General features: G+C 62.8%; 17 protein-coding genes. 3 read left to right on the forward strand and 14 right to left on the reverse strand.

From position 1 onward, the window contains the following. Position 1: 1 nt before the first annotated feature. From SDENCHOL_RS05690 to SDENCHOL_RS05730, 9 genes are all read right to left on the reverse strand, one after another. Entirely contained in the window at positions 2 to 2,671 is a 2,670-nt protein-coding gene (locus SDENCHOL_RS05690; protein WP_154716359.1) for a 4Fe-4S binding protein, read from the reverse strand. A 111-nt stretch (positions 2,672 to 2,782) separates the two neighbouring features. Further along, positions 2,783 to 3,541, reverse strand: a complete 759-nt coding sequence (locus SDENCHOL_RS05695; protein ID WP_154716360.1) for a DUF4197 domain-containing protein — start codon at positions 3,539 to 3,541, stop codon at positions 2,783 to 2,785. A 113-nt stretch (positions 3,542 to 3,654) separates the two neighbouring features. Next, entirely contained in the window at positions 3,655 to 4,827 is a 1,173-nt protein-coding gene (locus SDENCHOL_RS05700) for a vWA domain-containing protein (protein WP_154716361.1), read from the reverse strand. Positions 4,828 to 4,863: 36 nt separating this feature from the next. Next, complete coding sequence (locus SDENCHOL_RS05705) at positions 4,864 to 6,966, reverse strand: diguanylate cyclase (protein WP_154716362.1); 2,103 nt, start codon at positions 6,964 to 6,966, stop codon at positions 4,864 to 4,866. Further along, positions 6,963 to 7,814, reverse strand: a complete 852-nt coding sequence (locus SDENCHOL_RS05710; RefSeq protein ID WP_154716363.1) for an AAA family ATPase — start codon at positions 7,812 to 7,814, stop codon at positions 6,963 to 6,965. Before SDENCHOL_RS05710 ends, SDENCHOL_RS05705 begins: the two co-directional genes overlap by 4 nt. 87 nt (positions 7,815 to 7,901) lie before the next feature. Beyond that, on the reverse strand, positions 7,902 to 8,360 hold the full coding sequence (locus SDENCHOL_RS05715; RefSeq protein ID WP_154716364.1) for a DUF1841 family protein: 459 nt from the start codon (positions 8,358 to 8,360) through the stop codon (positions 7,902 to 7,904). A 10-nt stretch (positions 8,361 to 8,370) separates the two neighbouring features. Further along, positions 8,371 to 9,030, reverse strand: a complete 660-nt coding sequence (gene nth / locus SDENCHOL_RS05720) for an endonuclease III (protein WP_154716365.1) — start codon at positions 9,028 to 9,030, stop codon at positions 8,371 to 8,373. After that, positions 9,027 to 9,971 (reverse strand): ribosome biogenesis GTPase YlqF, encoded by a 945-nt coding sequence (ylqF, locus tag SDENCHOL_RS05725; RefSeq protein WP_154716366.1) that lies wholly within the window; start codon positions 9,969 to 9,971, stop codon positions 9,027 to 9,029. Before ylqF ends, nth begins: the two co-directional genes overlap by 4 nt. A 1-nt stretch (position 9,972) precedes the next feature. After that, the gene (locus SDENCHOL_RS05730) at positions 9,973 to 10,212 is read right to left on the reverse strand and encodes an RNA-binding S4 domain-containing protein (RefSeq protein ID WP_154716367.1); all 240 of its coding nucleotides are present in this window, start codon (positions 10,210 to 10,212) and stop codon (positions 9,973 to 9,975) included. 125 nt (positions 10,213 to 10,337) lie between these two features. Between SDENCHOL_RS05730 and SDENCHOL_RS05735 the strand changes: the two genes are divergently transcribed. After that, on the forward strand, positions 10,338 to 11,204 hold the full coding sequence (locus SDENCHOL_RS05735; protein WP_154716368.1) for a class I SAM-dependent methyltransferase: 867 nt from the start codon (positions 10,338 to 10,340) through the stop codon (positions 11,202 to 11,204). A gap of 39 nt (positions 11,205 to 11,243) precedes the next feature. On the opposite strand, the gene SDENCHOL_RS05740 is transcribed toward SDENCHOL_RS05735, so the two are convergent. The 3 genes from SDENCHOL_RS05740 to SDENCHOL_RS05750 all read right to left on the reverse strand — a co-directional run bounded on the left by SDENCHOL_RS05740 (position 11,244) and on the right by SDENCHOL_RS05750 (position 15,504). Then, on the reverse strand, positions 11,244 to 12,353 hold the full coding sequence (locus tag SDENCHOL_RS05740; protein WP_154716369.1) for a DUF1513 domain-containing protein: 1,110 nt from the start codon (positions 12,351 to 12,353) through the stop codon (positions 11,244 to 11,246). A 39-nt stretch (positions 12,354 to 12,392) separates the two neighbouring features. Beyond that, on the reverse strand, positions 12,393 to 14,627 hold the full coding sequence (locus SDENCHOL_RS05745; protein WP_154716370.1) for a TonB-dependent receptor: 2,235 nt from the start codon (positions 14,625 to 14,627) through the stop codon (positions 12,393 to 12,395). A 364-nt stretch (positions 14,628 to 14,991) separates the two neighbouring features. Beyond that, a complete protein-coding gene (locus SDENCHOL_RS05750; RefSeq protein WP_154716371.1) occupies positions 14,992 to 15,504 on the reverse strand; it encodes a hypothetical protein in 513 nt (170 codons plus the stop codon). Between the two features lie 80 nt (positions 15,505 to 15,584). Here SDENCHOL_RS05750 and SDENCHOL_RS05755 point away from each other — a divergent pair, with 80 nt between their 5' ends. Together SDENCHOL_RS05755 and SDENCHOL_RS05760 are read left to right on the forward strand one after the other, a co-directional pair. Next, positions 15,585 to 16,487 carry a hypothetical protein gene (locus SDENCHOL_RS05755; protein ID WP_154716372.1) on the forward strand — a complete coding sequence of 301 codons (903 nt, stop codon included), beginning with the start codon at positions 15,585 to 15,587 and terminating at the stop codon, positions 16,485 to 16,487. 66 nt (positions 16,488 to 16,553) lie between these two features. Then, positions 16,554 to 16,832, forward strand: a complete 279-nt coding sequence (locus tag SDENCHOL_RS05760; RefSeq protein ID WP_197706851.1) for a hypothetical protein — start codon at positions 16,554 to 16,556, stop codon at positions 16,830 to 16,832. Between the two features lie 24 nt (positions 16,833 to 16,856). Here the strand turns inward: SDENCHOL_RS05760 and dnaJ are convergent, their stop codons facing one another. Beyond that, the gene (gene dnaJ, locus SDENCHOL_RS05765; protein WP_154716373.1) at positions 16,857 to 17,981 is read right to left on the reverse strand and encodes a molecular chaperone DnaJ; all 1,125 of its coding nucleotides are present in this window, start codon (positions 17,979 to 17,981) and stop codon (positions 16,857 to 16,859) included. A 93-nt stretch (positions 17,982 to 18,074) separates the two neighbouring features. Then, complete coding sequence (dnaK, locus tag SDENCHOL_RS05770; protein ID WP_154716374.1) at positions 18,075 to 20,018, reverse strand: molecular chaperone DnaK; 1,944 nt, start codon at positions 20,016 to 20,018, stop codon at positions 18,075 to 18,077. Positions 20,019 to 20,065: the final 47 nt, after the last annotated feature.

The following is a 20,065-nucleotide window of genomic DNA, read 5'->3' on the forward strand; positions in this document are numbered from 1 at the left end:
CTCAGTTCGGCCAGCCCATTTCCGGCAGATGCTGCAGCAGCGGGCCGAGTCCGGTATCGCTCTGGATGATGAAGAACAGCAGCGAGGCGAGCAGGATGTTCTTGATGCCGACATAGGCGGCCATGTCGGCCCAGCCAGCCTGGCGGAATCGACGCTGCCACCAGGGGCCTTCGCGCACGACCGGCTTGGTCTGCATGCGCACGGCGATTTCATAGGCGCTCCAGGCCAGCCACCAGCCCAGTATCGTCAGATGATCGAGCTTGCCGGCCGCGCCGAGCAGCCAGGCCCAGGTGACCAGCACGGCCAGGATGCTGCCGATGAGGTTGGCGAGGATGTCTTCCTTCTCGATACGGCCACGCCAGGGAAACAGATCGAGCAGTTCGGCGCCCATCCAGCCGGCCACGCTGAGGCGTTGGGGTTTGCCGGATTCGGATTCGGATTTGGATTCGGTGCCTGCCGCCGTCGTTGCTGCCGGCAGGATGGGAATGTAGTAGCCATCGCTGCCTATCCGGGTCAGCGGTTGGCCGGCTTTCAGGCGCTGCTTGCGTTCCTTCGACAGGGGCGGGCAGGCGTGATCGTCGTAATAGAGCACGATGCAATCGAGACAGGCCAGGCATTCGCGCTGATCGATCTGTCCGTTTTTTCGATCGATGGCATGGGATTCGCAGCCCACGGCACAGGCTTTGCAGGGGCCGCACGCCTGCTTGCGCTGCAGTCCCCACCAGCGGAAAGTGGATGGGATCGCCAGGCCGGCGCCCAGCGGGCAGAGATATTTGCAGTAGGGGCGCTCGGTAAATAGTGCCGCGCCGATCAGCACGCTCCAGAACAGCACGAAGGGCCAACTGCGATTCCAGACGCCGACCAGGAACGTGGTTTTGAACGGCTCGACTTCGGCCAGTTGTTCGGCAAATTCCAGCGAATGGAAAGAGGCGACGAGCAGCACGAAAAAGATGACGTACTTGAGCCACTTCAGCTTCTCGTGCAGGGCAGGCGGCAACTGCCTCTGCCAGCGCTTGAGACCGAGCCTGCCGCCGAGCTTGTAAAGCAGCTCGCTCATCGTGCCGTAAGGACACAGCCAGCCGCAGAACAGGCCGCGTCCCCAGAAAAAGACGGTGATGATGATGAACCACCAGAACAGGAAGATGAAGGGGTCGGAGAGGAACAGCGGCCATTCCCACTTGAACAGCAGGGCATGGAGCAGCGTCGTGACCTGGGTGATCGAAGGCTGGGCCATCAGGTAGAAGCCGGTGAAGCCGATGCTGGCCAGCCAGATCGCGTACTTCGGCACGGACACCCAGCGCTTGTCCTTGTGCGAGGCGCGCCGCGACAGCTCGTCGCGCAGGGCATAGACGCCGGCGGCGGCGAGCAGCAGGAGGATGAACAGGACGATTTCCAGCGGGCGTTTTTTCCAGATGCGCAGCCAGGTCGGATCGGGCGGGGTATAGGACGGGTGGCCGCCTTCCAGGTAATGGGTAGGCAGCCAGTAGTCCTGCTCGAAGTTGGTGAAGATCGGCGAGCCGCTCCTGTGGTCACGCTTGCTGGCGCGGAATACCAGGCGCCAGGGATAGGCCGCGGAAAAATTGGCGCTGCGCAGGATGAAGATGGCGGTTTCGGAGAAGGGCGGCGCATGTTCGGCGTGCACCTCGTCCAGCAGCAGGGAGTCGATGTCGCGGAAGGTGAAGGAGTCCAGATCCTGGCCGATCAGGATGCGATCGAAAATGCCGCCATGAACGAAGCCCACGCCCTTGAAGGACTCGGTGCCGTTGGCGACGACGAAAATCGCATGCTCATTTCTTTTCAGGCGCGACATGAGGTTTTCGTAGCCGGCTTCGCCAAGGATGCTGCGCCCGATGTCTGGTGCGTTGAGGTAGCCGAAATACAGATCCATGTAGGGCCGGCCGGTGACCGGCAGGCCCAGGGTGGCTGGTTCCACCGTCAGACGCCGGATGCTGCCTTCCCTGAGCAGGGCCGGCCAGTCATGTCTTGCGCGCGTGGCTGGCGTGAGTCTGGCTGCCGGACGTTCGGTGCTCTTGAGTATGCCGACTTGTTTGGCGATGGCGATACCGGAGTGCAGCACCACCTGGTTCTGGGAAATGACGGTAACCGTGGCGCCGCTGATGGCATCGAGGCCGATGACGCCTTCGTTGGGACGCGATTCGCCGATTTCGAGCTTGTCGCCGACGTACTTGCCGACATACTGATCGATGAAGCCGATCAGGGTGCTTTCCGGAATGCCCGACAGCAGCAGGGGCTCGGAGTGTTTGAGGATGCGAATGCCGGTGATGATGCCCTTGCGGTTCATGCCGATCAGGGTGATCACCGGCTTGCCGGAATAGCCGGGGATATCCACGATGTCGGTGGACAGGAAGACGTAACCGACCAGTTGTTTCCTGTCGCCTTCGCTGCGATAGCCTGCAACATAGGGCGGTCTGCCCGTGCGCGGCGAGAAGCTGTCGGCATCCGGCAGTACCGCGCTGCATGGCGCATAGGCGCACATGTCCGGATCGCTGAACAACTGCTCGGGCAGTACCCTGGCAAACGAGCTTGTCGAATCTGCCAGGGCCTCCTGCGCTGGCAGCAAGCTCAGTTGCAATGCAGTCAGGAGGATGCAGAAAAAGCGGATCAGGGCAGCGCTGTGCAGGATGCGCCGCCCTGTGGTCGGGAAATTCATTTTGCTGCCGGAACGGAACTGCGCTGGAGGTGTTTGCCCATGCCCGTACCCGTCAGGGCACGGGCGGATTCAGGGGAAGAAACGGCGTCGAGTGCCTTGGTGCTCTGGGGGCTAGCCGCCGATTGCGCCGAACACTTTTTGCAGCAGCTTGCTGCCGCTGCCGACCGGATCTTCACGTATCTGTTTTTCCTGCTCGGCGATCATCAGGAACAGGCCGTCCAGCGCCTTGCGGGTGACGTAGCCGTCGAGGTCGGCATCCTTCTCGTCGAGCAGTTTCAGCTTGGCGGCCTTGCCGGCAAAGGCGTTGTATTTTTCCGACAGGCTGACGCGGGTCGTCGCCTGATGCACGATGGGGAGGAATTTTTCGGTGAGCTGATCGCTGGTCGTTTTCTGGAAATACCGGGTGGCCGCATCCGGCGGTCCGCCGAGAATGTCGTACACATCCTTCACCGACATGTTCTTGACCGCGTTGACCAGTAGCGGCTTGGCCTCGACGACGGCCGCTTCGGCGGCATGATTCATGGTGACGACCAGTTCGTCCGCCTGTTTGCTGAGACCCAGCATGCGTCCCAGGCTTTCGACTTTCTGCAGCGGCTCCGGCAAGGGGATCTTTACCTTGCTGTTGCCGAGAAAGCCGTCGGGCTTGCCGAGCTGCGCGACCGCATATTCGGCGCCGCGTACCAGGGCTTCCTTGAGGCCGGCGCCGGCTTCCTTGCTGCCGATGGCGGCAAGGTCCGCCTGCGCGGGCAGCGCAAGCAATGCGACGGCCAGTGTGGCCAGCGCGCCGGCGGCGCGCGCGCGAACGCGGCGCGCAAGTGCGTCGAATGAAGACCGGGGCTGGGGCCAGGATGCGGCGAATATCGTGACCATGATGGACTCCGTGCAGTAAAAGGGAGGCATCTTACGCCGATTCCCACGCTCTGGAACGCTGCTGCGGTCTGTCCGGCCGTTTGGTGCGTGTGCGCTGCGACGCTGCGCGGCGGTTATTTGTTCAACTGACGCATGGCCTGCTCCAGGCCGTCGATGGTCAGTGGAAACATCCGCTCGCCGACGATGCGGCGAATGATCTGGATCGACTGCCGGTAGTCCCACAGATGCCGTGGTTCGGGATTCAGCCAGACGGCATGAGGATATTTTTCGAGCAGGCGGCCCAGCCATACTGCGCCGGACTCATGATTCATGTATTCGATGTTGCCGCCCGGTTGAATGATTTCGTAGGGGCTCATCGTCGCGTCGCCGACGATGACCAGCTTGTAGTCGTCGCCATATTTGTGAAGAACGTCGAGCAGCGGATAGCGTTCGGTCTTGCGCCGCCGGTTGTCCTTCCAGACGTGGTCGTAGATGCAGTTGTGGAAGTAGAAATACTCCAGGTGCTTGAACTCGCTGCGGGCGGCGGAGAACAGTTCTTCGCAGAGCTGGATATGGTCGTCCATCGAGCCGCCGACATCGAGGAACAACAGCACCTTGATCTTGTTGTGGCGCTCCGGACGCATTTTCAGGTCGAGCCAGCCGGCGTTTTGCGCCGTGCCGCGGATGGTGCCGTCGAGATCGAGTTCTTCGGCCGCGCCCTCGCGCGCAAAGCGGCGCAGGCGGCGCAGTGCGACCTTGATGTTGCGCGTGCCCAGTTCGATGGCGTCGTCGAGATTGCGGAAGCTGCGCTCCTCCCAGACCTTGACGGCGGTGCGATTGCCGGCCGATGGGCCGCCGATGCGGATGCCTTCGGGATGGTAGCCGCCGTGGCCGAAGGGGGAGCTGCCGCCGGTGCCGATCCATTTGTTGCCGCCTTCATGGCGTTCCTTCTGTTCGGCCAGGCGTTCCTTGAACTGCTCCATCAGCTTGTCCCAACCGAGTTTTTCCAGGCGGGCCTTTTCCTCGGGCGTCAGATGCTTCTGCGCCATCAGGCGCAGCCAGTCCTCGGGAATTTCCGCCTCCAGACCGGGAAGCTCGGTCACGCCGTGAAAATAACTGCCGAAGGCGCGGTCGAATTTGTCGTAATGCGCCTCGTCCTTGATCAGGCAGGTGCGCGCGAGGAAGTAGAAATCTTCGAGGCTGTAGCCGGCGAGGCGATGCTGCAATGCTTCCAGCAGGGTCAGGAACTCACGCGTCGAGACAGGCAGGCCCGCTGCCTTGAGGTGCAGAAAGAAGTTGGTCAGCATGCTGCTGCGGCTGCCCGTCTTTCAGGCAGCCGGAGTTCAGCCATGAATGGCGGGCGGTCTGCCCGGATCGAAGACGATGGCCCGGTTGCGGCCTTCGCTCTTGGCTACGTACAGCGCCTGGTCGGCATTGTTGGTGAGTTCGTCGGGGTTGCCGCCATGCTGCGGGAAGATGGCAATGCCGATCGACAGCGTCGTGCTGATTTCCGCTTCGCCAAAGGGAACCTTGGTGGCGGCGAATTTCTCGCGCAGCACGTTGGCCCGTTCGATGGCGGTTTCCGTCGGCATCTTGGGCAGCATCAGCATGAACTCCTCGCCGCCATAGCGGCAGGCGACGTCGCCAGCGCGGGCATGGTCGTGCAGCAGACGGGCGAAGGCCTTGAGCACTTCATCGCCAGCCAGGTGGCCATAGGTGTCATTCACTTTCTTGAAGAAATCCAGGTCGATGAGAATCACGCAGAGCGTGTAGCTTTCGCGCTTGGCGCGCGCCAGTTCGCGCTGCAGGGTTTCATCGAGATAACGCCGGTTGTGCAGGCCGGTCAGCGGATCGCGAACCGCCTGTTCACGCAGCTTTTCCTGGAGCCGGGAAATTTCCTCATATTTGTCGCGCAGCTCGATGTTGGCCTTGGTGAGCGCGATTTCCATCTGCTTGCGTTCGGTGATTTCCTGGGTGACGACGGCAAACTTGCCGGGTGCCGGGCTGTAGGAGTCGGTGGCGAACCAGCGGCAGGTTTTCTGGGAGAACTTTTCATAGCGCTTCGGCTGGCCGGTCAGGGCGACCGAGCCGAATTGTTCGAGCCAGTCGTCATCGCCGCTCTGCAGTACCTCCTTGGCGCGTTTGCCGATCAGCTTTTCGCGCGGCATGCCGGAGACTTTTTCGAAGGCCGGATTGACTTCGATGAAGCGGTAGTCGATCGGTTTGCCGTCGTTGTCGCAAATGATTTCATTGAGCGCGAAGCCGTTGTCCATCGAGATGAACAGGCCGCGATAGCGTTCCTCGTTCGCTCTGAGCTGTTCCTGCAGGGCTTCCTGGCGCTGTTTTTCGATGCGCAGGGCGAATTGCGCGCGCGTCAGGCGGAAGGTGACGAGCAGGAACAGGACGATCAGCAGGGCGCCGGCAGCGATCAGGGCCAGCAGTTTGTAGTCGGGCCCCGCTTTTTTCGGCGGCGGGGTCGGATCGAAGATGAAGCCGTCGATCGAGGGCACTTGCTCCAGCTTGCCCATGCCCAGGTAGGCCGCGCCGATTGCCAGCCAGCGCGCGGCAGTCTGGTTGCCGATTTCCGTGCTGTCGAGATCCATCAGCGCCTGCATCTGCCGACCCTGGAAGAGCAGGTGGTCGCGGTCGAGACGCTGCGCGTATTTGTTGCGTATCAGATCGACCATTTCGCTCTGGTGCGCCATGGCGTACTGCCAACCGCGCAGGCTGGCGGCGCGGAAGGCGCGTACCTTGTCGCCTTCTCCGCTGACCATGTGTTCCGAGGTGAACAGAACGTCGCCATAGAAGTCGATGCCGGCATCGCGCGGTGCGTAAATATGGGCAGGAAACTTCGCGCGCTCGAAAAAATAGAGCTCGTTGAGTAGCGAGCCGGACATCGCATCGACCTTGCCCTTGATCAGATCCTGCGGATCGTAGCTGTGCGTGAGTTCGACGAACTGGCCTGCCATGCCTTCATTGGCAAGGAGGGCCAGCACGCTGTCGGCCTGCGTGTCGAGCATGATGCGCTTGCCGGTCAGCGCTTGCATTCCCTGTTCTTTTTGCTCCTTTTGTTCCTTTCCGCGCGGCTGGCCGAACAGGACGTTGGCGGAGTGCTGGCCGATGGCCGCCAGCGCGACGACTGGCTTGTTGGCGGCGCGTGCCAGCAGCAGGCTGCTGTTGCTGACGCCGAATTCCGCCTTGCCGGAATAGACGTCGATCACGGGGTCGATCCCCATCTTGAATTCGACGATGGCGACATCCAGACCGGCTTCGCTGTAATAGCCCTGTTCGAGCGCTGCGTAGTAGCCGGCGTACTGGAACTGGTGATAGCCGTTCAGTTGCAGCGTGACCTTCTCGAGCGCGCTGGCCGGGGCGGAAGCCAGGAGGCCGAGGAACAGTAGAAGGTTGAGGAACTTGGTGAGAGTGTATGTGCGCAGCTTCATCATCGATGATTCCTTGCCATGAATACCAGTCGTTCGAACAGATGCACGTCCTGTTCGTTCTTGAGCAGGGCACCGTGCAGGGGCGGCACGCTGACCTTGTGATTCCTGGAGCGCAGTGCCTCGGGCGGAATGTCTTCCGCCATCAGCAGCTTGAGCCAGTCGAGCAGTTCCGAGGTCGAGGGCTTCTTCTTCAGCCCCGGAATCTCGCGCAGCTCGAAGAAGACTTCCAGCGCTTCGCGCAGCAGCGTCTGCTTGATGCCGGGGAAATGCACGTCGACGATGCTTTGCATGGTTTCCTTGTCGGGAAACTTGATGTAGTGAAAGAAGCAGCGGCGCAGGAAGGCGTCGGGCAGCTCCTTCTCGTTGTTGGAGGTGATGAAGATCAGCGGCCGATGGCGGGCCTGGATCAACTGGCGCGTCTCGTAGACATGGAATTCCATGCGATCCAGTTCGCGCAGCAGATCGTTGGGGAATTCGATGTCGGCCTTGTCGATTTCGTCGATCAGGACGATGCACGGGCGATCCATCTCGAAGGCCTGCCAGAGCACGCCCTTGACGATGTAGTTGCCGATGTCGTGCACCCGCGCGCCGGCTTCGCCACCGAGTTGCGAGTCGCGCAGGCGCGAGACGGCATCGTATTCGTAGAGCCCCTGCTGGGCCTTGGTGGTGGATTTGATGTGCCACTGCAGCAGCGGCATGTCGAGCGCGGCGGCAACTTTTTCGGCCAGCATGGTCTTGCCCGTGCCCGGTTCGCCCTTGAGCAGCAGCGGGCGTTGCAGGGCAATGGCCGCATTGACGGCAAGCTTGAGGTCGGGAGTGGTGATGTAGTTGGAGCTGCCGGTGAAGCGCATGGGCTGTCGTCTGTGGTCAGAAGGTTGGGAAAGCAGGGTTGCAGGGTTGTGGAGTTGCAGGGTTGGGCGGATTTCGCGCCATTCTACTCACACTGCCGCGCGGATTTTCCGCCGCATGCAGTCCAGATAGGCGGCGCCATCGGGGGCGGCCCGATCGCGTTGCGCGCGCCAGACGGTTTCGCCCAGGCACTCCAGCACGTCATGCAGCGCGGCGTGGCGTTCGCCATGCTGTCGGCTCAGTTGCTCGAACAGCCGGCGGATGCCGGGCGGCTGGTCGATCGACAGTTGTTCCTCGATGGCCAGGTGCAGGGACAGATGCAGGAAGGGATTCGCTTCGCCCTGTTCGGGCGTCCATTCGCGGGCCAGCAGCGCGTCGATGTCGGCCTGGGCGTTCTGCGCATCGCCCAGCAGCGCGTGGTATTCGGGATGCAGGGACACGAGGTCGGCGGCGATGAGTTCCAGTTGAGTCATCGGCAAGCCCTGCTGACGCTTGTGCCAGGCTTCGATGAAGAAACGTCGCGCCTGGTCGCGGGAGGGATTGAACATGATGCGGCCGTCAGAGAAGCTTGTCGGGGTACTCGCACAGATCGTTGATCGGGCAGCGCCCGCATTCCGGCTTGCGCGCCTTGCAGATGTAGCGGCCGAGCAGGATCAGCCAGTGATGCGCGTCGAGCATGAATTCGGCAGGCACCGATTCTAGCAGCTTCGCCTCGACCGCCTTGACGTCCTTGCCCGGTGCCAGTCCGGTACGGTTGGACACGCGGAAGATGTGGGTATCCACCGCAATCACGGGTTTGTGGAAGATGGTGTTGAGGACGACGTTGGCGGTCTTGTGGCCCACGCCGGGCAGGGCTTCCAGCGCGGCGGCGTCATCGGGCACTTCACCGGCGTGGCATTCCAGCAGCAGCTGGGAGAGGCCGATGACGTTTTTCGCCTTGGTGCGGTAGAGGCCGATGCTGCCGATCATTTCACGCAGGCGCTCTTCGCCGAGTCCAAGCATGGCGGCCGGCGTGGGCGCCAGTTTGAACAGCGGCCGGGTGGCGATATTCACGCTGCGGTCGGTGGCCTGCGCCGAAAGCACGACGGCGACCAGCAGTTGATAGGGCGTTGCGTATTCGAGCTCGGTTTTCGGCTGGGGATTGGCCTCGCGCAGGCGGCTGAAAATGGCGACGTTGCGCTGCCGTATCCTGGCGGGAAGTGCCGATTTGCGTTTCATTGCTGCGGATTCGGGTTCGATTTCATTCCGCATTCCGGGCCGTCATCGAGCTGCGCCGCGCGCGCGGCCGCCTCGGCCGCCAGCATGGCATGCCGGCCGTCCGGCGTCTCCAGGCTGATGCGGCCGAGCAGGCCGTCGCGGAAATCGGTCAGGAAGATCATCGCCGCCCGCTCCAGATCGAGTTCGCGGCCATGCGCGCTCCCCTTGATGAAGCAGGCACGCTTGCGGGCGATGGCTTCGACGGCAGCGACGGCATCCAGTCCGGCGGTGTCGATGCGGTAGCGCGTGGCGATCGCTGCCGGGTAGCGTTCCAGCAGGATGCCGGCGAGGAAGATGGCGACATCCCCGTCGATCACCGCATTGCGTCCGACGGCATGACAGGCCGCCAGCATCAGGCCGTCGCTGGCATGCTCGATCTTGGGCCAGAGCATGCCGGGCGTGTCGACCACGATCTGGCGCGGGCTGAGTTCGATGCGCTGCTGCGATTTGGTGACTGCCGGCTCATCGCCGACGGCCGCCACGCGCCGCTTGCCCAGGGCGTTGAGCAGCGTCGATTTGCCGACGTTGGGGATGCCCATGATCATCATGCGCAAGGGCTTCAGATTGTCGTCGCGGTGCGGCGCCAGCGCCTGGCACAGCGAGGGAATGCGCGCCACTTCGGCGGCCTTCCTGCAGGAAATGGCGACGGCCTTGATGCCGTCCTGGGCGTTGAAATACGCCAGCCAGGCGCGGGTGATCCGGGGATCGGCCAGGTCGGCCTTGTTGAGCAGCTTCAGGCAGGGGCGCTGCCGATGGCGGCGCAGCTCGTGGATCATCGGGTTGCAACTCGCTTCGGGGATGCGCGCGTCGACCACTTCGATCACCACGTCGGTCTGCGCCATGGTTTCGGCGGCCTTCTTGCGCGCCTGAGTCATGTGCCCGGGAAACCACTGGATTGCCATGTCAGCCTTCTTTGCCTGCGGTCACGACGACGCGCCGGCCCAGGCATTCAACCACCTGGCCGGCGCGGATGCGGGCGGTCTTGCGGGTTTCCGTCCGGCCATCCACCATCACGTCGCCATTGGCCGCCAGCAGTTTGCCCTGGCCACCGCTGGCGGCGATGCCGGTCAGCTTGAGCAGGTCGCAAAGCCGGATGCCGGTTTCGGCCGCGCCGGCGGAAAGATGAAATGCATTGCTGTGCATGGGAAGGCAGGAATCGGAAGTCAGGCTAAAGCGGCAAGACCCGCATGATACCTTGCGGCGGCCGGTATACTTGCCGTTTGCGTCATTTCTGCCATTCGTGCAGTTCAACGATCCGCCTCCCGCACATGAAGAAAGCCGCCACACCCAAGGAGCAGATGTACGAAGTCCGTCCCGGTCAGTCCGTGGAACTGCTCAAGGAACTGCACATCCTGACGCGCGATGGCCGGATGAATCAGGACAGCCGCCGCAAGCTCAAGCAGATCTATCACCTGATGAACTTCATCGAGCCGCTGCTCACGGGAATGCGGCAGCAGCCGGCGGAACTGCAGATCGTCGATCATGGCGCCGGCAAGTCCTATCTCGGCTTCATCATCCACGATCTCTACGTGCGCCTCCATGCGCCGCACAGCCACATACACGGCATCGAGCGGCGCGCCGATCTGGTCGAACGGTCACGCGATCTGGCCGCGCGGCTGGGCTTTGCCGGCATGCGTTTTCATGGCCTTTCAGTGGCCGAGTCCATCGTTTCGCCGCTGCTGCCGGCGCATCCGGATCTGGTCACGGCGCTGCATGCCTGCGATACGGCGACGGACGATGCCATCGACTTCGCCCTGAAGAAACAGGCTCGGGCGCTGGTGATCGTGCCTTGCTGCCAGGCCGAAGTCGCCGCGCATCTGCGCCAGGGCAAGGCGGCCGCGCTGGCGCGTGGGGCAGTTGCCGAACTCTGGCGCCATCCGCTGCACACGCGCGAGTTCGGTAGCCACGTCACCAACGTACTGCGCTGCCTGCAACTGGAAGCGCATGGCTACCAGGTGTCGGTGACCGAGCTGGTCGGCTGGGAGCATTCGCTGAAGAACGAACTGATCGTCGCCCGTCGGCGCGACGATGCGCGGCCGCAGCGACAGGCCGCGCAGCGGCTCGTCGAGTTGCTGCAGATGCTGGGGCTGGCCGAAGTTGATGCCTTGCGTCAGCGTTTCTACCTGCCGGCTTGAACGGAATCGCCGGTTGCCGGCTGCCGGCCAGCGCAGGGCTCAGGCGAGGATCGCCCAGTGATTGCCGGCGGCCATGCCTTGCGGCCAGCGCAGCATGCCGGCAGGTTCGCCCGGATGCCAGCGGGCCAGTCCCAGGTCGCCGCCGATCGCGACGCCGGGCGCGTCCTGCAGTGGCCACAGGCCGCAGGGATTCTGCACATTGCCTATGGTCATCAGTTCGGCGGGCTTTTGTGGCTGCCACAGCATGATGCGATTGGCATGTTGCGCCGTGAGCACGAAGCCGCCATTGGGGCCGGCAGCCACATCGCCGGCGTAGCCATCGGCCACCATGTGACTCGGAATCGTGAGCTCCTGGCCATCCCATACGGCCAGTAATGGGGCTTGCCGGCGCCGCGAGGAATCGTCGTGCTCGGCCTGCAGGCCGATGCCCAGCAGCACGGGGCCGTCTTCCAGCGGGCGGTTCCAGGCGATGTGGTGCGGGCTCAGGCGCTTGTCGCGCAGGCTCCAGACGCCGAGTTGCTCGCCGCTTTCCGCATCCAGATGCACCAGTGTCGGATCCATCCGTTCCAGATTGCGCTTGGCGCCCGTCGGAGTTCGCGGAATGCCACCGTTGGCGATCACCAGCCGCCCCTTGGCGTCCACCAGGATCTGGTGCGGGTCGATGCCCCGGGTGCGATGCTCGGCCACCTTGCGCAGATCGCGCGCATCGCGCACGCCGACCCAACCCTCGCCGCTCTTGCGATCGGTTTCGCCGGTGTACAGCCACTGTCCGTCGTTGCTGGCGATGACGTGGCCGTCGAAGGTCCGCGCATCTCCTTCGTCGGCCATGGACAACTGATTGGCGAGACGCCCCTCGGCATCGACCCGCATCAGCCAGGCGCCGGGCCGCGTGGCGACGGCGAGGAAGCCGCCGCCGGGTTCGGGAACGATGGCATGCGGCAATGTCGGCACCGTGATGGCGTACTGCATGGCCACCGCGTTCTGCTGCCAGTCCACCCGCAGCGCGCCGATCTGATAGTCGCGTTCGTGCATGCGCCAGCCGCCGGCCACGTGCATGATGCCGGCGCTCTCCTGCGCCCTGACCAGGGACGGCAAGGCCGCAACGCCGAGGGCGGCGCTGAGTTGGAGAAGAAAATGACGACGATTCATGATGATCTCCTGTCGCTTCGGTTGTCGATACTTGCGCGCCTAGAACCTGTAGGTCGCGCTGAGTTGCAGGTTGCGGGGAGCGCCTGCCACATAGTGGCCGCGGTAGAGAAAGTCCGCATAAAGCTTGTTGGTGACGTTGGTAACGTTGAGCTTCAGATCCAGGTCGCGCATCAACGCATATTCGGCCATCAGATCGACGGTCAGGTATCCCGGCGCCATGATGCTGGCGGCCTGCTGGGGCGCCATGCTGCTGCGCAGATTGAGGCCGCCGCCCAGCCGCCACTGGTTGCTGGCCTTCCAGGTGGCCCACACGGTGCCGCTGTGCTTGGGCGTCAGGCCGGGGCGCGCGCCCACCATTTCTCCACTCAGCAAGGTCGTCCCATCGGATGCGCCCTTGTCGATGCGCGCGATCGGGATCCAGGCATAGGAAGCGTAGATTTCCCAGTCATGGCCGATGCGCCCGGCCACGTCTACTTCCAGGCCAGCCGCATGGCGCGCACCGGACAACAGGTAGGTCGTCGGCGTGACGGATTCCTCGTCGCGGTTGCGCTCGTTGTACTTGGTCGCGTGGAAGAGGGCGAGGCGCAGGATGCGGTCACCGCTTTCGGAATTGAACTTGGCGCCCAGCTCGATGTTGCGGCTTTTTTCCGCCGGCGTGTTGGAGCCCAGGGCGTCGTACTGGTAGGCATCGCCCGAGGTGTTGAACGACGTGCCGTAGGAGAAGTGGAAAGACGACAGGAAGTCGGGCTGGTAGAGCACCCCGATGCGTTTGCTCCAGAGGTTGTCGGAGCGAGAGCGTTCCCCGGTCATCTGGCCCAGGGTGGCAGGGGCAGTCGAATAGGTGCGGTAGCGGCCTTCAAAGCTGTCCCAGCGCAGACCTCCCAGCAGTTTCCAGTTTTCCGCAATTTGCACCATGTCCTGCGCATAGGCGCCGATGGACGTGGACTCGAAATCGCGATTGACCAGCTTGACGCGCAACGATTCGTCGACGCTCATGCCGTCGTCCGGCGTGCCGATCGTGGTGGGCGGCTTGGGCAGCGTTACGCCGGTCGGCAAGGTCGGCGTGAAGCCGGTGAATTTGTCTTTCCCCAGATCGATGCCGGCCAGCAGCTCATGCTGTTTGTCAAAAGCCTTGAACTTGTCGCTGTAGTCGCTTTGCAGCGTCTGGGTGTCGATGTTCATGGCCTTGTTGGGCGCCCCGCGCGTGAGCACGGTTTCCTCGCCGAGCGATTCTCCTGTCACGGCCAGACCGCCGGGCTGCTGACCTGCGCCGGCGAAGCGGATGGTGCTGGCGCGTTGGTCGCGTTTGAAGCGGCCACTGCGGAAGGCGGTACTGAGTTCGGCTTCGTCGGCAAAGCGGTGAGTGTGGCCGAGCGTGACGTAGCTGGCCGTGCCGGCGTTGTAGTCGCTGGCCATGCCATAGTAGTTCTTTGGATCGACCGGGACCAGCACGCGGGAGGCCGAACCCGGCGACGGTGTCAGCCAGGGCATGCCGTAGTTGATGCCATTGTGGTTGTCGAGGTGGAATACGCCCGCCATGAATTCATCGCTGGTGCCGATGCCGTAGCGGTACATGCCGGCGAAGCCCTTTTTGTCGAGGCCAGCGCCGTAATGGCCAAAGGTGTTCGAGCCCGTCCACATCGTGTTCATCCGTAGCGCGGCGTTATCGCCCGTCTTGAGATTGAAGTCGCCTTCGAGACGCGCATAGCGTCCGCTGCCGATGGTCGCCGTGATTTCATGGCGGTTCAGCAAGCTGGGCTCCTTGCTGACCTGGTTCACCACGCCGCCGGTCGAGCCGCGTCCGAACAGCATCGAAGCCGAGCCGCGCAGGACTTCGAGGCGGTCGTAGTTGAAGGTGTCGCGTTCGTAGAAGGCCGGGTCGCGCATGCCGTCGATGAAGATGTCGCCGCTGGCCTGCAGGGAGAAGCCGCGCAGGCGGATGTCTTCCTCGCCGCCCTCGGCGGCCAGGAAGCTGACGCCGGCGGTGTTGTGAAGGACTTCCTTCATCGTGTCGAGCTTGCGATCGTCGATCAGCCGCTCGGTCACTACCGTCACCGATTGCGGAATGTCCCGCAATTCCTGCTTGCCCTTGCCGATGCGTGTCGTCGTTGCCTGCAATGTTTCCTTGGAAGAGGCTTCCGCGCTGGCTTCGACGCGCACCGTGGGCAGCGTCGCGTCTGCATTCGCATCCGCGAGGACATTGCCCGTGGTGAGCAGGGTGGCGATGGTTCCCACGACAAGCGGCGAAACATGGGGAGGAGGTGTCAGAGACATGATGTTGGCTCCTGTTGATTGAATTCCTGATGCGTTTCTGGTCGTACGAAGCGGCTGCTTTGGCGAGAGACGCTTCGTTCCCGCCATCTGGGGAGGTGGTGTGATAGGTGAAAAATACATCGTCATACGAGAATGCGAATCATTCTTATATAAACGAAAAGCTTTGTCAATGACATTGGGTTTATTTTTGATGAGCCTGGAATACTTTGGCGCGCGAAGTGCGAGCAAAGCAGCGGGAAGGCAGCGCGGCGGTGCCGGCTGCGCAAAGCATCATGTGGGTGCGGGATGGCGCTTGCTGCTGCCCGTCATCGCCGTCCTGGGTACCTTGTCGCCATCCGCAGGACGGCGACAAGGGGCATGGTTCTCAGTCGGTATCGGCAGGTTTGCCGGTACTACGGCTTTCGGGGAAGATGGGCGGTTGTTCGAGCACTTCGGCAAGCTCCTGGGCTGCCGGCAGCAGTTCCTCGATCAGGAGGAGCAGAAAGCGCTGGAAGTGCTTGGCAACTTCGGGCGTCAGGTAGAGATGGCCGCGCTCGTTCTGGCTGACCCAGCCGCGCTCGATCAGGACATTGACCTTGCGCCGCACGGTTTCGCGCGGAATACCGCTGGCATCGCTGATCGACAGGGCATTGCAGGGACGCAGTACGCGCCGATGCTCATTGACATCGCCCAGACGGCTTTCGAAGGTTTTACTATTGCGGCTGGCCTCGTAGAATTGCCCCAGGTTGCGAGTGCCGATTTCGCCAATGACGATATTGAGCAGGATGTCGCCATCGAATTCACGATAGACGCTGCGCATGTAGGGCACCATGAAGCGCGAGAGCAGATAGCTCACGCGGTAGAAATTCTGGTCGAATACCTTGCGGTCTATCGTCATGTTCGTCTCGACAAGCAGTCAAGCAGCCAGTAACCAGCAGCCGGCCAATTATATAGCTTTGATATACCGCTTTCCTGCCCATGCCCGACCTTGCCGATCACGCCACCGAATACCCGCCAGGCGAAGCCGCGGACGCTGCTGCCGGCAACACCAGCCTGGTTTCCCTGCAGACGTTGTTGCAGGCCAGGCTGAACGGGGCGAGCGGTGACCTGGCTACCGAAAAGATCAGCCATCACGGCCAGAGCTACATCGTGAAATACCGCCGGCGCGGCTATGCCCGGCATGTGCGTTCATGGCTGGTCAGTGCCGGCTGCGCCATCCTGTTTGGCCGCTTCGTGCGCCCGGCGCGGCTGCGTGCCGGCGACATTGCCCATGAGGCGCGGCGGCTGCGCCAACTGCACGGCCAGGGCGTGCGCGTGCCGCGCGTTTTTCTGCAGACGGCGGATTATCTGGTGCTGGAATTCTGCGGCGAGGATCTGACACGGCGTTTGCAGACGGTATCTCCGGCGGAGAAGCAGGTGCTGTTGGAGCGGGTGTTTGACGAACTGGCGGCATTTCATCGGGGCGGCCACTGGCATGGCGGGGCGCAGGTGCGCAATCTCACCATGAGCGATGGGCGAAGCGGGCAGATCCATCGCATCGATTTCGAGGAAGCCGCGGGCGAGGCCTTGCCCCTGGCCCTGATGCAGGCCTACGACCTGATCCTGACCCTGCATTCGGTCGTCGATCATCTGGTGGATGGGAGTGATGGTACGAATGACACGAATGGGTTAGCGCAGGGACTGTCGCTGCTGCAAGGCTATTTTCGTCAGGCCCCCTCCGCCGATGTGGCCCAGGCATTGCGTCGGCTGGCAAGGCTGACCGATGGGCTGCTTGGCCTCGAACCCATGCTCCGGCAACAGGCGCAGAAGCACAAGGATATCCGCCGTTCCCTGGCGCTGGCGCAACTGCTGCGCGCGTTTCGTCTGTCTGGCCAGCCATGAAACGGGATGTTCGCGCAGGCCGGGCCGGGCGGTAAAATGTCGCGGTCACACAGTGGAGGGATCATCATGTACAAGCGTGTCATCACCATGTTCGCCCTCGTCCTGCTCGGGGGATGCGCCAACCTGTCTCCGGCCGAGCGATCGGCCGTGATGCAGCAGGAGATCGAGGAAATGATCCAGGTCTATGGTCCGGCCTGCGAGAAGCTGGGTTACCAGGCCGATACCGACGCCTGGCGCGAATGCATCCTCAAGCTCAACAAGACCAAGAGCCTCGAGTATTACAACTCGAGGCGGTCGGCGGAATGCCTGGGCTACCGGGGGTTCTATCGCTGCGAACCGTTCTGAGCCCTGATCCGGCACGTCCGCAATTCAGCTGCCGAAGAAGCTTTTGACCTTGTTCATCCAGGACTGGGCGCGCGGGTTGTGGCGGCCGGTGTCCTGCTGGTTGATGGTCTCGAACTCGCGCAGCAATTCCTTCTGCCGATCGGTCAGATGCACCGGCGTTTCGACGACGACATGACATAGCAGGTCGCCGGGGCTGGTGCTGCGCACGCCCTTGATGCCCTTGCCGCGCAGGCGGAAGACCTTGCCGGTCTGGGTTTCTGCCGGAATCTTCAGGCGCGCGGCACCGTCCAGCGTGGGAATTTCGATTTCCCCGCCGAGCGCGGCGGCGGCGAAACTGATCGGCATTTCGCAATGCAGGTCGTTGTGGTCGCGCTGGAAGACGTTGTGCGGCTTGAGATGTATCTGCACATACAGATCGCCCGCCGGGCCGCCATTCACGCCATGCTCGCCCTCGCCAGAGAGGCGGATGCGATCGCCCTCGTCGATGCCGGCGGGAATCTTGACCGACAGGGTCTTGTGCTTCTTGATTCTTCCCGAGCCCTGGCAGGCGGCACAGGGATCGGCAATGTAGCGCCCGGTGCCGTGGCACTTCGGACAGGTCTGCTGGATCGAGAAGAAGCCCTGTTGCATGCGCACCTGGCCGTGGCCGCCGCAGGTCGGGCAGGGCTTGGGCTCGCTGCCTTTCCTGGCGCCGCTGCCGTGACAGCCGTCGCATTCTTCCATGGTCGGGATGCGGATGCGGGTTTCGGTGCCGCGCGCCGCATCTTCCAGGGAAATTTCCAGGTTGTAGCGCAGATCGGCGCCGCGATAGACGCTGGAACGGCCGCCTCCCCGGCCGCCGCCGAAAATGTCGCCGAAGATATCGGAAAAGGCGTCGCCAAAGCCGCCCATGCCGCCCGGTCCGCCGCCGCCCATGCCTTGCGGGTCGATGCCGGCATGGCCGTACTGGTCATAGGCGGCACGCTTTTGCGCATCCGAGAGCACTTCATAGGCGTTCTTCGCTTCCTTGAAGTGCTCCTCGGCCTTGGGATTGTCCGGATTGCGGTCCGGGTGGTATTTCATGGCCAGCTTGCGGTAGGCCTTCTTGATCTCGTCGTCGGTAGCATCCCGATTGACGCCGAGAATTTCGTAAAAATCGCGTTTGGACATGAGATTCGGCGAGGAGTGAAGTGAGGGGCGAAGAGTGAAGCGTGAGGAATGAAGCCCGAGGGGGAGTCCGCCTCCCCCTCGTTCACTTACGCCTTACTTCTTGTCATTCACCTCTTCGAACTCGGCATCGACGATGTCGGCATCACCGGCCTTGGCTTCCTGGGCGCCCGCCGCCGAGGCGGAGGCGCCTTCCGCCGCACCCGCTGCGCCCTGTTGCTGGGCATACACCGCTTCACCCAGCTTCTGGGCGGCCGTGGCCAGGGCTTCGGTCCGGGCGCTGATGGCGTCCTTGTCGGCATTGGCGTCCTTGAGGATTTCCTCGGCTGCCTTGATCGCCGCTTCGATCTTTTCCTTCTCGTCGGCGGCAACCTTGTCGCCATGTTCGGCCAGCGTCTTCTTCACCGAATGCACCATGGCGTCGCACTGGTTGCGGGCATCGACCAGCTCATGCGCCTTCCTGTCTTCCTCGGCATGGGCTTCGGCATCCTTGACCATGCGCTGGATCTCGTCTTCCGACAGCCCCGAGTTGGCCTTGATGGTGATCTTGTTTTCCTTGCCCGTCGCCTTGTCCTTGGCCGAGACATGCAGAATGCCGTTGGCGTCGATGTCGAAGGTCACCTCGATCTGCGGCATGCCGCGCGGCGAGGACGGGATGTCGGTGAGGTTGAACTGGCCCAGGCTCTTGTTGCCGTGCGCCATTTCACGCTCGCCCTGGAGGACGTGGATGGTCACCGCCGACTGGTTGTCCTCGGCGGTCGAGAAGACCTGGCTCTGCTTGGTCGGGATGGTGGTGTTCTTCGGGATCAGCTTGGTCATCACTTGCCCCAGGGTTTCGATGCCCAGGGACAGCGGCGTGACGTCGAGCAGCAGCACGTCCTTGACATCGCCCTGCAGCACGCCACCCTGGATGCCCGCGCCGATGGCCACGGCTTCATCCGGGTTCACGTCCTTGCGCGGTTCCTTGCCGAAGAATTCCTTCACCTTTTCCTGCACCTTGGGCATGCGGGTCTGGCCGCCGACCAGGATCACGTCGGCGATGTCGCCGACCTTGATGCCGGCATCCTTGATCGCCACGCGGCAAGGCTCGATCGAGCGCTCGATCAGATCCTCGACCAGCGACTCGAACTTGGCGCGGGTGATCTTCTGCGTCAGATGCTTCGGGCCCGAGGCGTCGGCCGTGATGTAGGGCAGGTTGATCTCGGTCTGCTGCGAGCTGGACAGTTCGATCTTGGCCTTTTCGGCGGCTTCCTTGAGACGCTGCAGCGCCAGCACGTCGTTCTTGAGATCGACGCCCTGATCCTTCTTGAACTCGGTGACGATGTAGTCGATCAGCCGCTGGTCGAAGTCCTCGCCGCCGAGGAAGGTGTCGCCATTGGTGGACAGCACCTCGAACTGGTGTTCGCCATCGATTTCGGCGATGTCGATGATGGAGATGTCGAACGTGCCGCCGCCGAGATCGAAGACGGCGATCTTGCGGTCCCCTTCCTGCTTGTCCAGGCCGAAGGAGATCGCCGCCGCGGTCGGCTCGTTGATGATGCGCTTGACCTCCAGGCCGGCGATGCGGCCGGCGTCCTTGGTGGCCTGGCGCTGCGAGTCGTTGAAGTAGGCCGGCACGGTGATGACGGCTTCGGTCACTTCCTCGCCGAGATAGTCTTCGGCGGTCTTCTTCATCTTGCGCAGCACTTCGGCGGAGACCTGCGGCGGCGCCATCTTCTTGCCGCGCACTTCGATCCAGGCGTCGCCGTTGTCGGCCTTGACGATGCTATAGGGCATCAGGTCGATGTCCTTCTGCACTTCCTTCTCGTCGAAGCGGCGGCCGATCAGGCGCTTGGAGGCGAAGACGGTGTTCTTCGGATTGGTGACGGCCTGGCGCTTGGCCGGCGCGCCGCAGAGGATTTCGCCATCCTCGGTGTAAGCGACGATGGACGGCGTGGTGCGCGCGCCTTCCGAGTTTTCGATGACCTTGGGCTTGCCGCCTTCCATCACGGTGACGCAGCTGTTGGTGGTGCCCAGGTCGATGCCGATGATCTTGCCCATGTTCAGATTCCTTTCAAAAGTTGGGTCGGTGAGGTCGCACAGGTGAG

The sequence above is a fragment of the Sterolibacterium denitrificans genome, from assembly GCF_900174485.1.
In the GTDB taxonomy this organism is placed as follows: domain Bacteria; phylum Pseudomonadota; class Gammaproteobacteria; order Burkholderiales; family Rhodocyclaceae; genus Sterolibacterium; species Sterolibacterium denitrificans.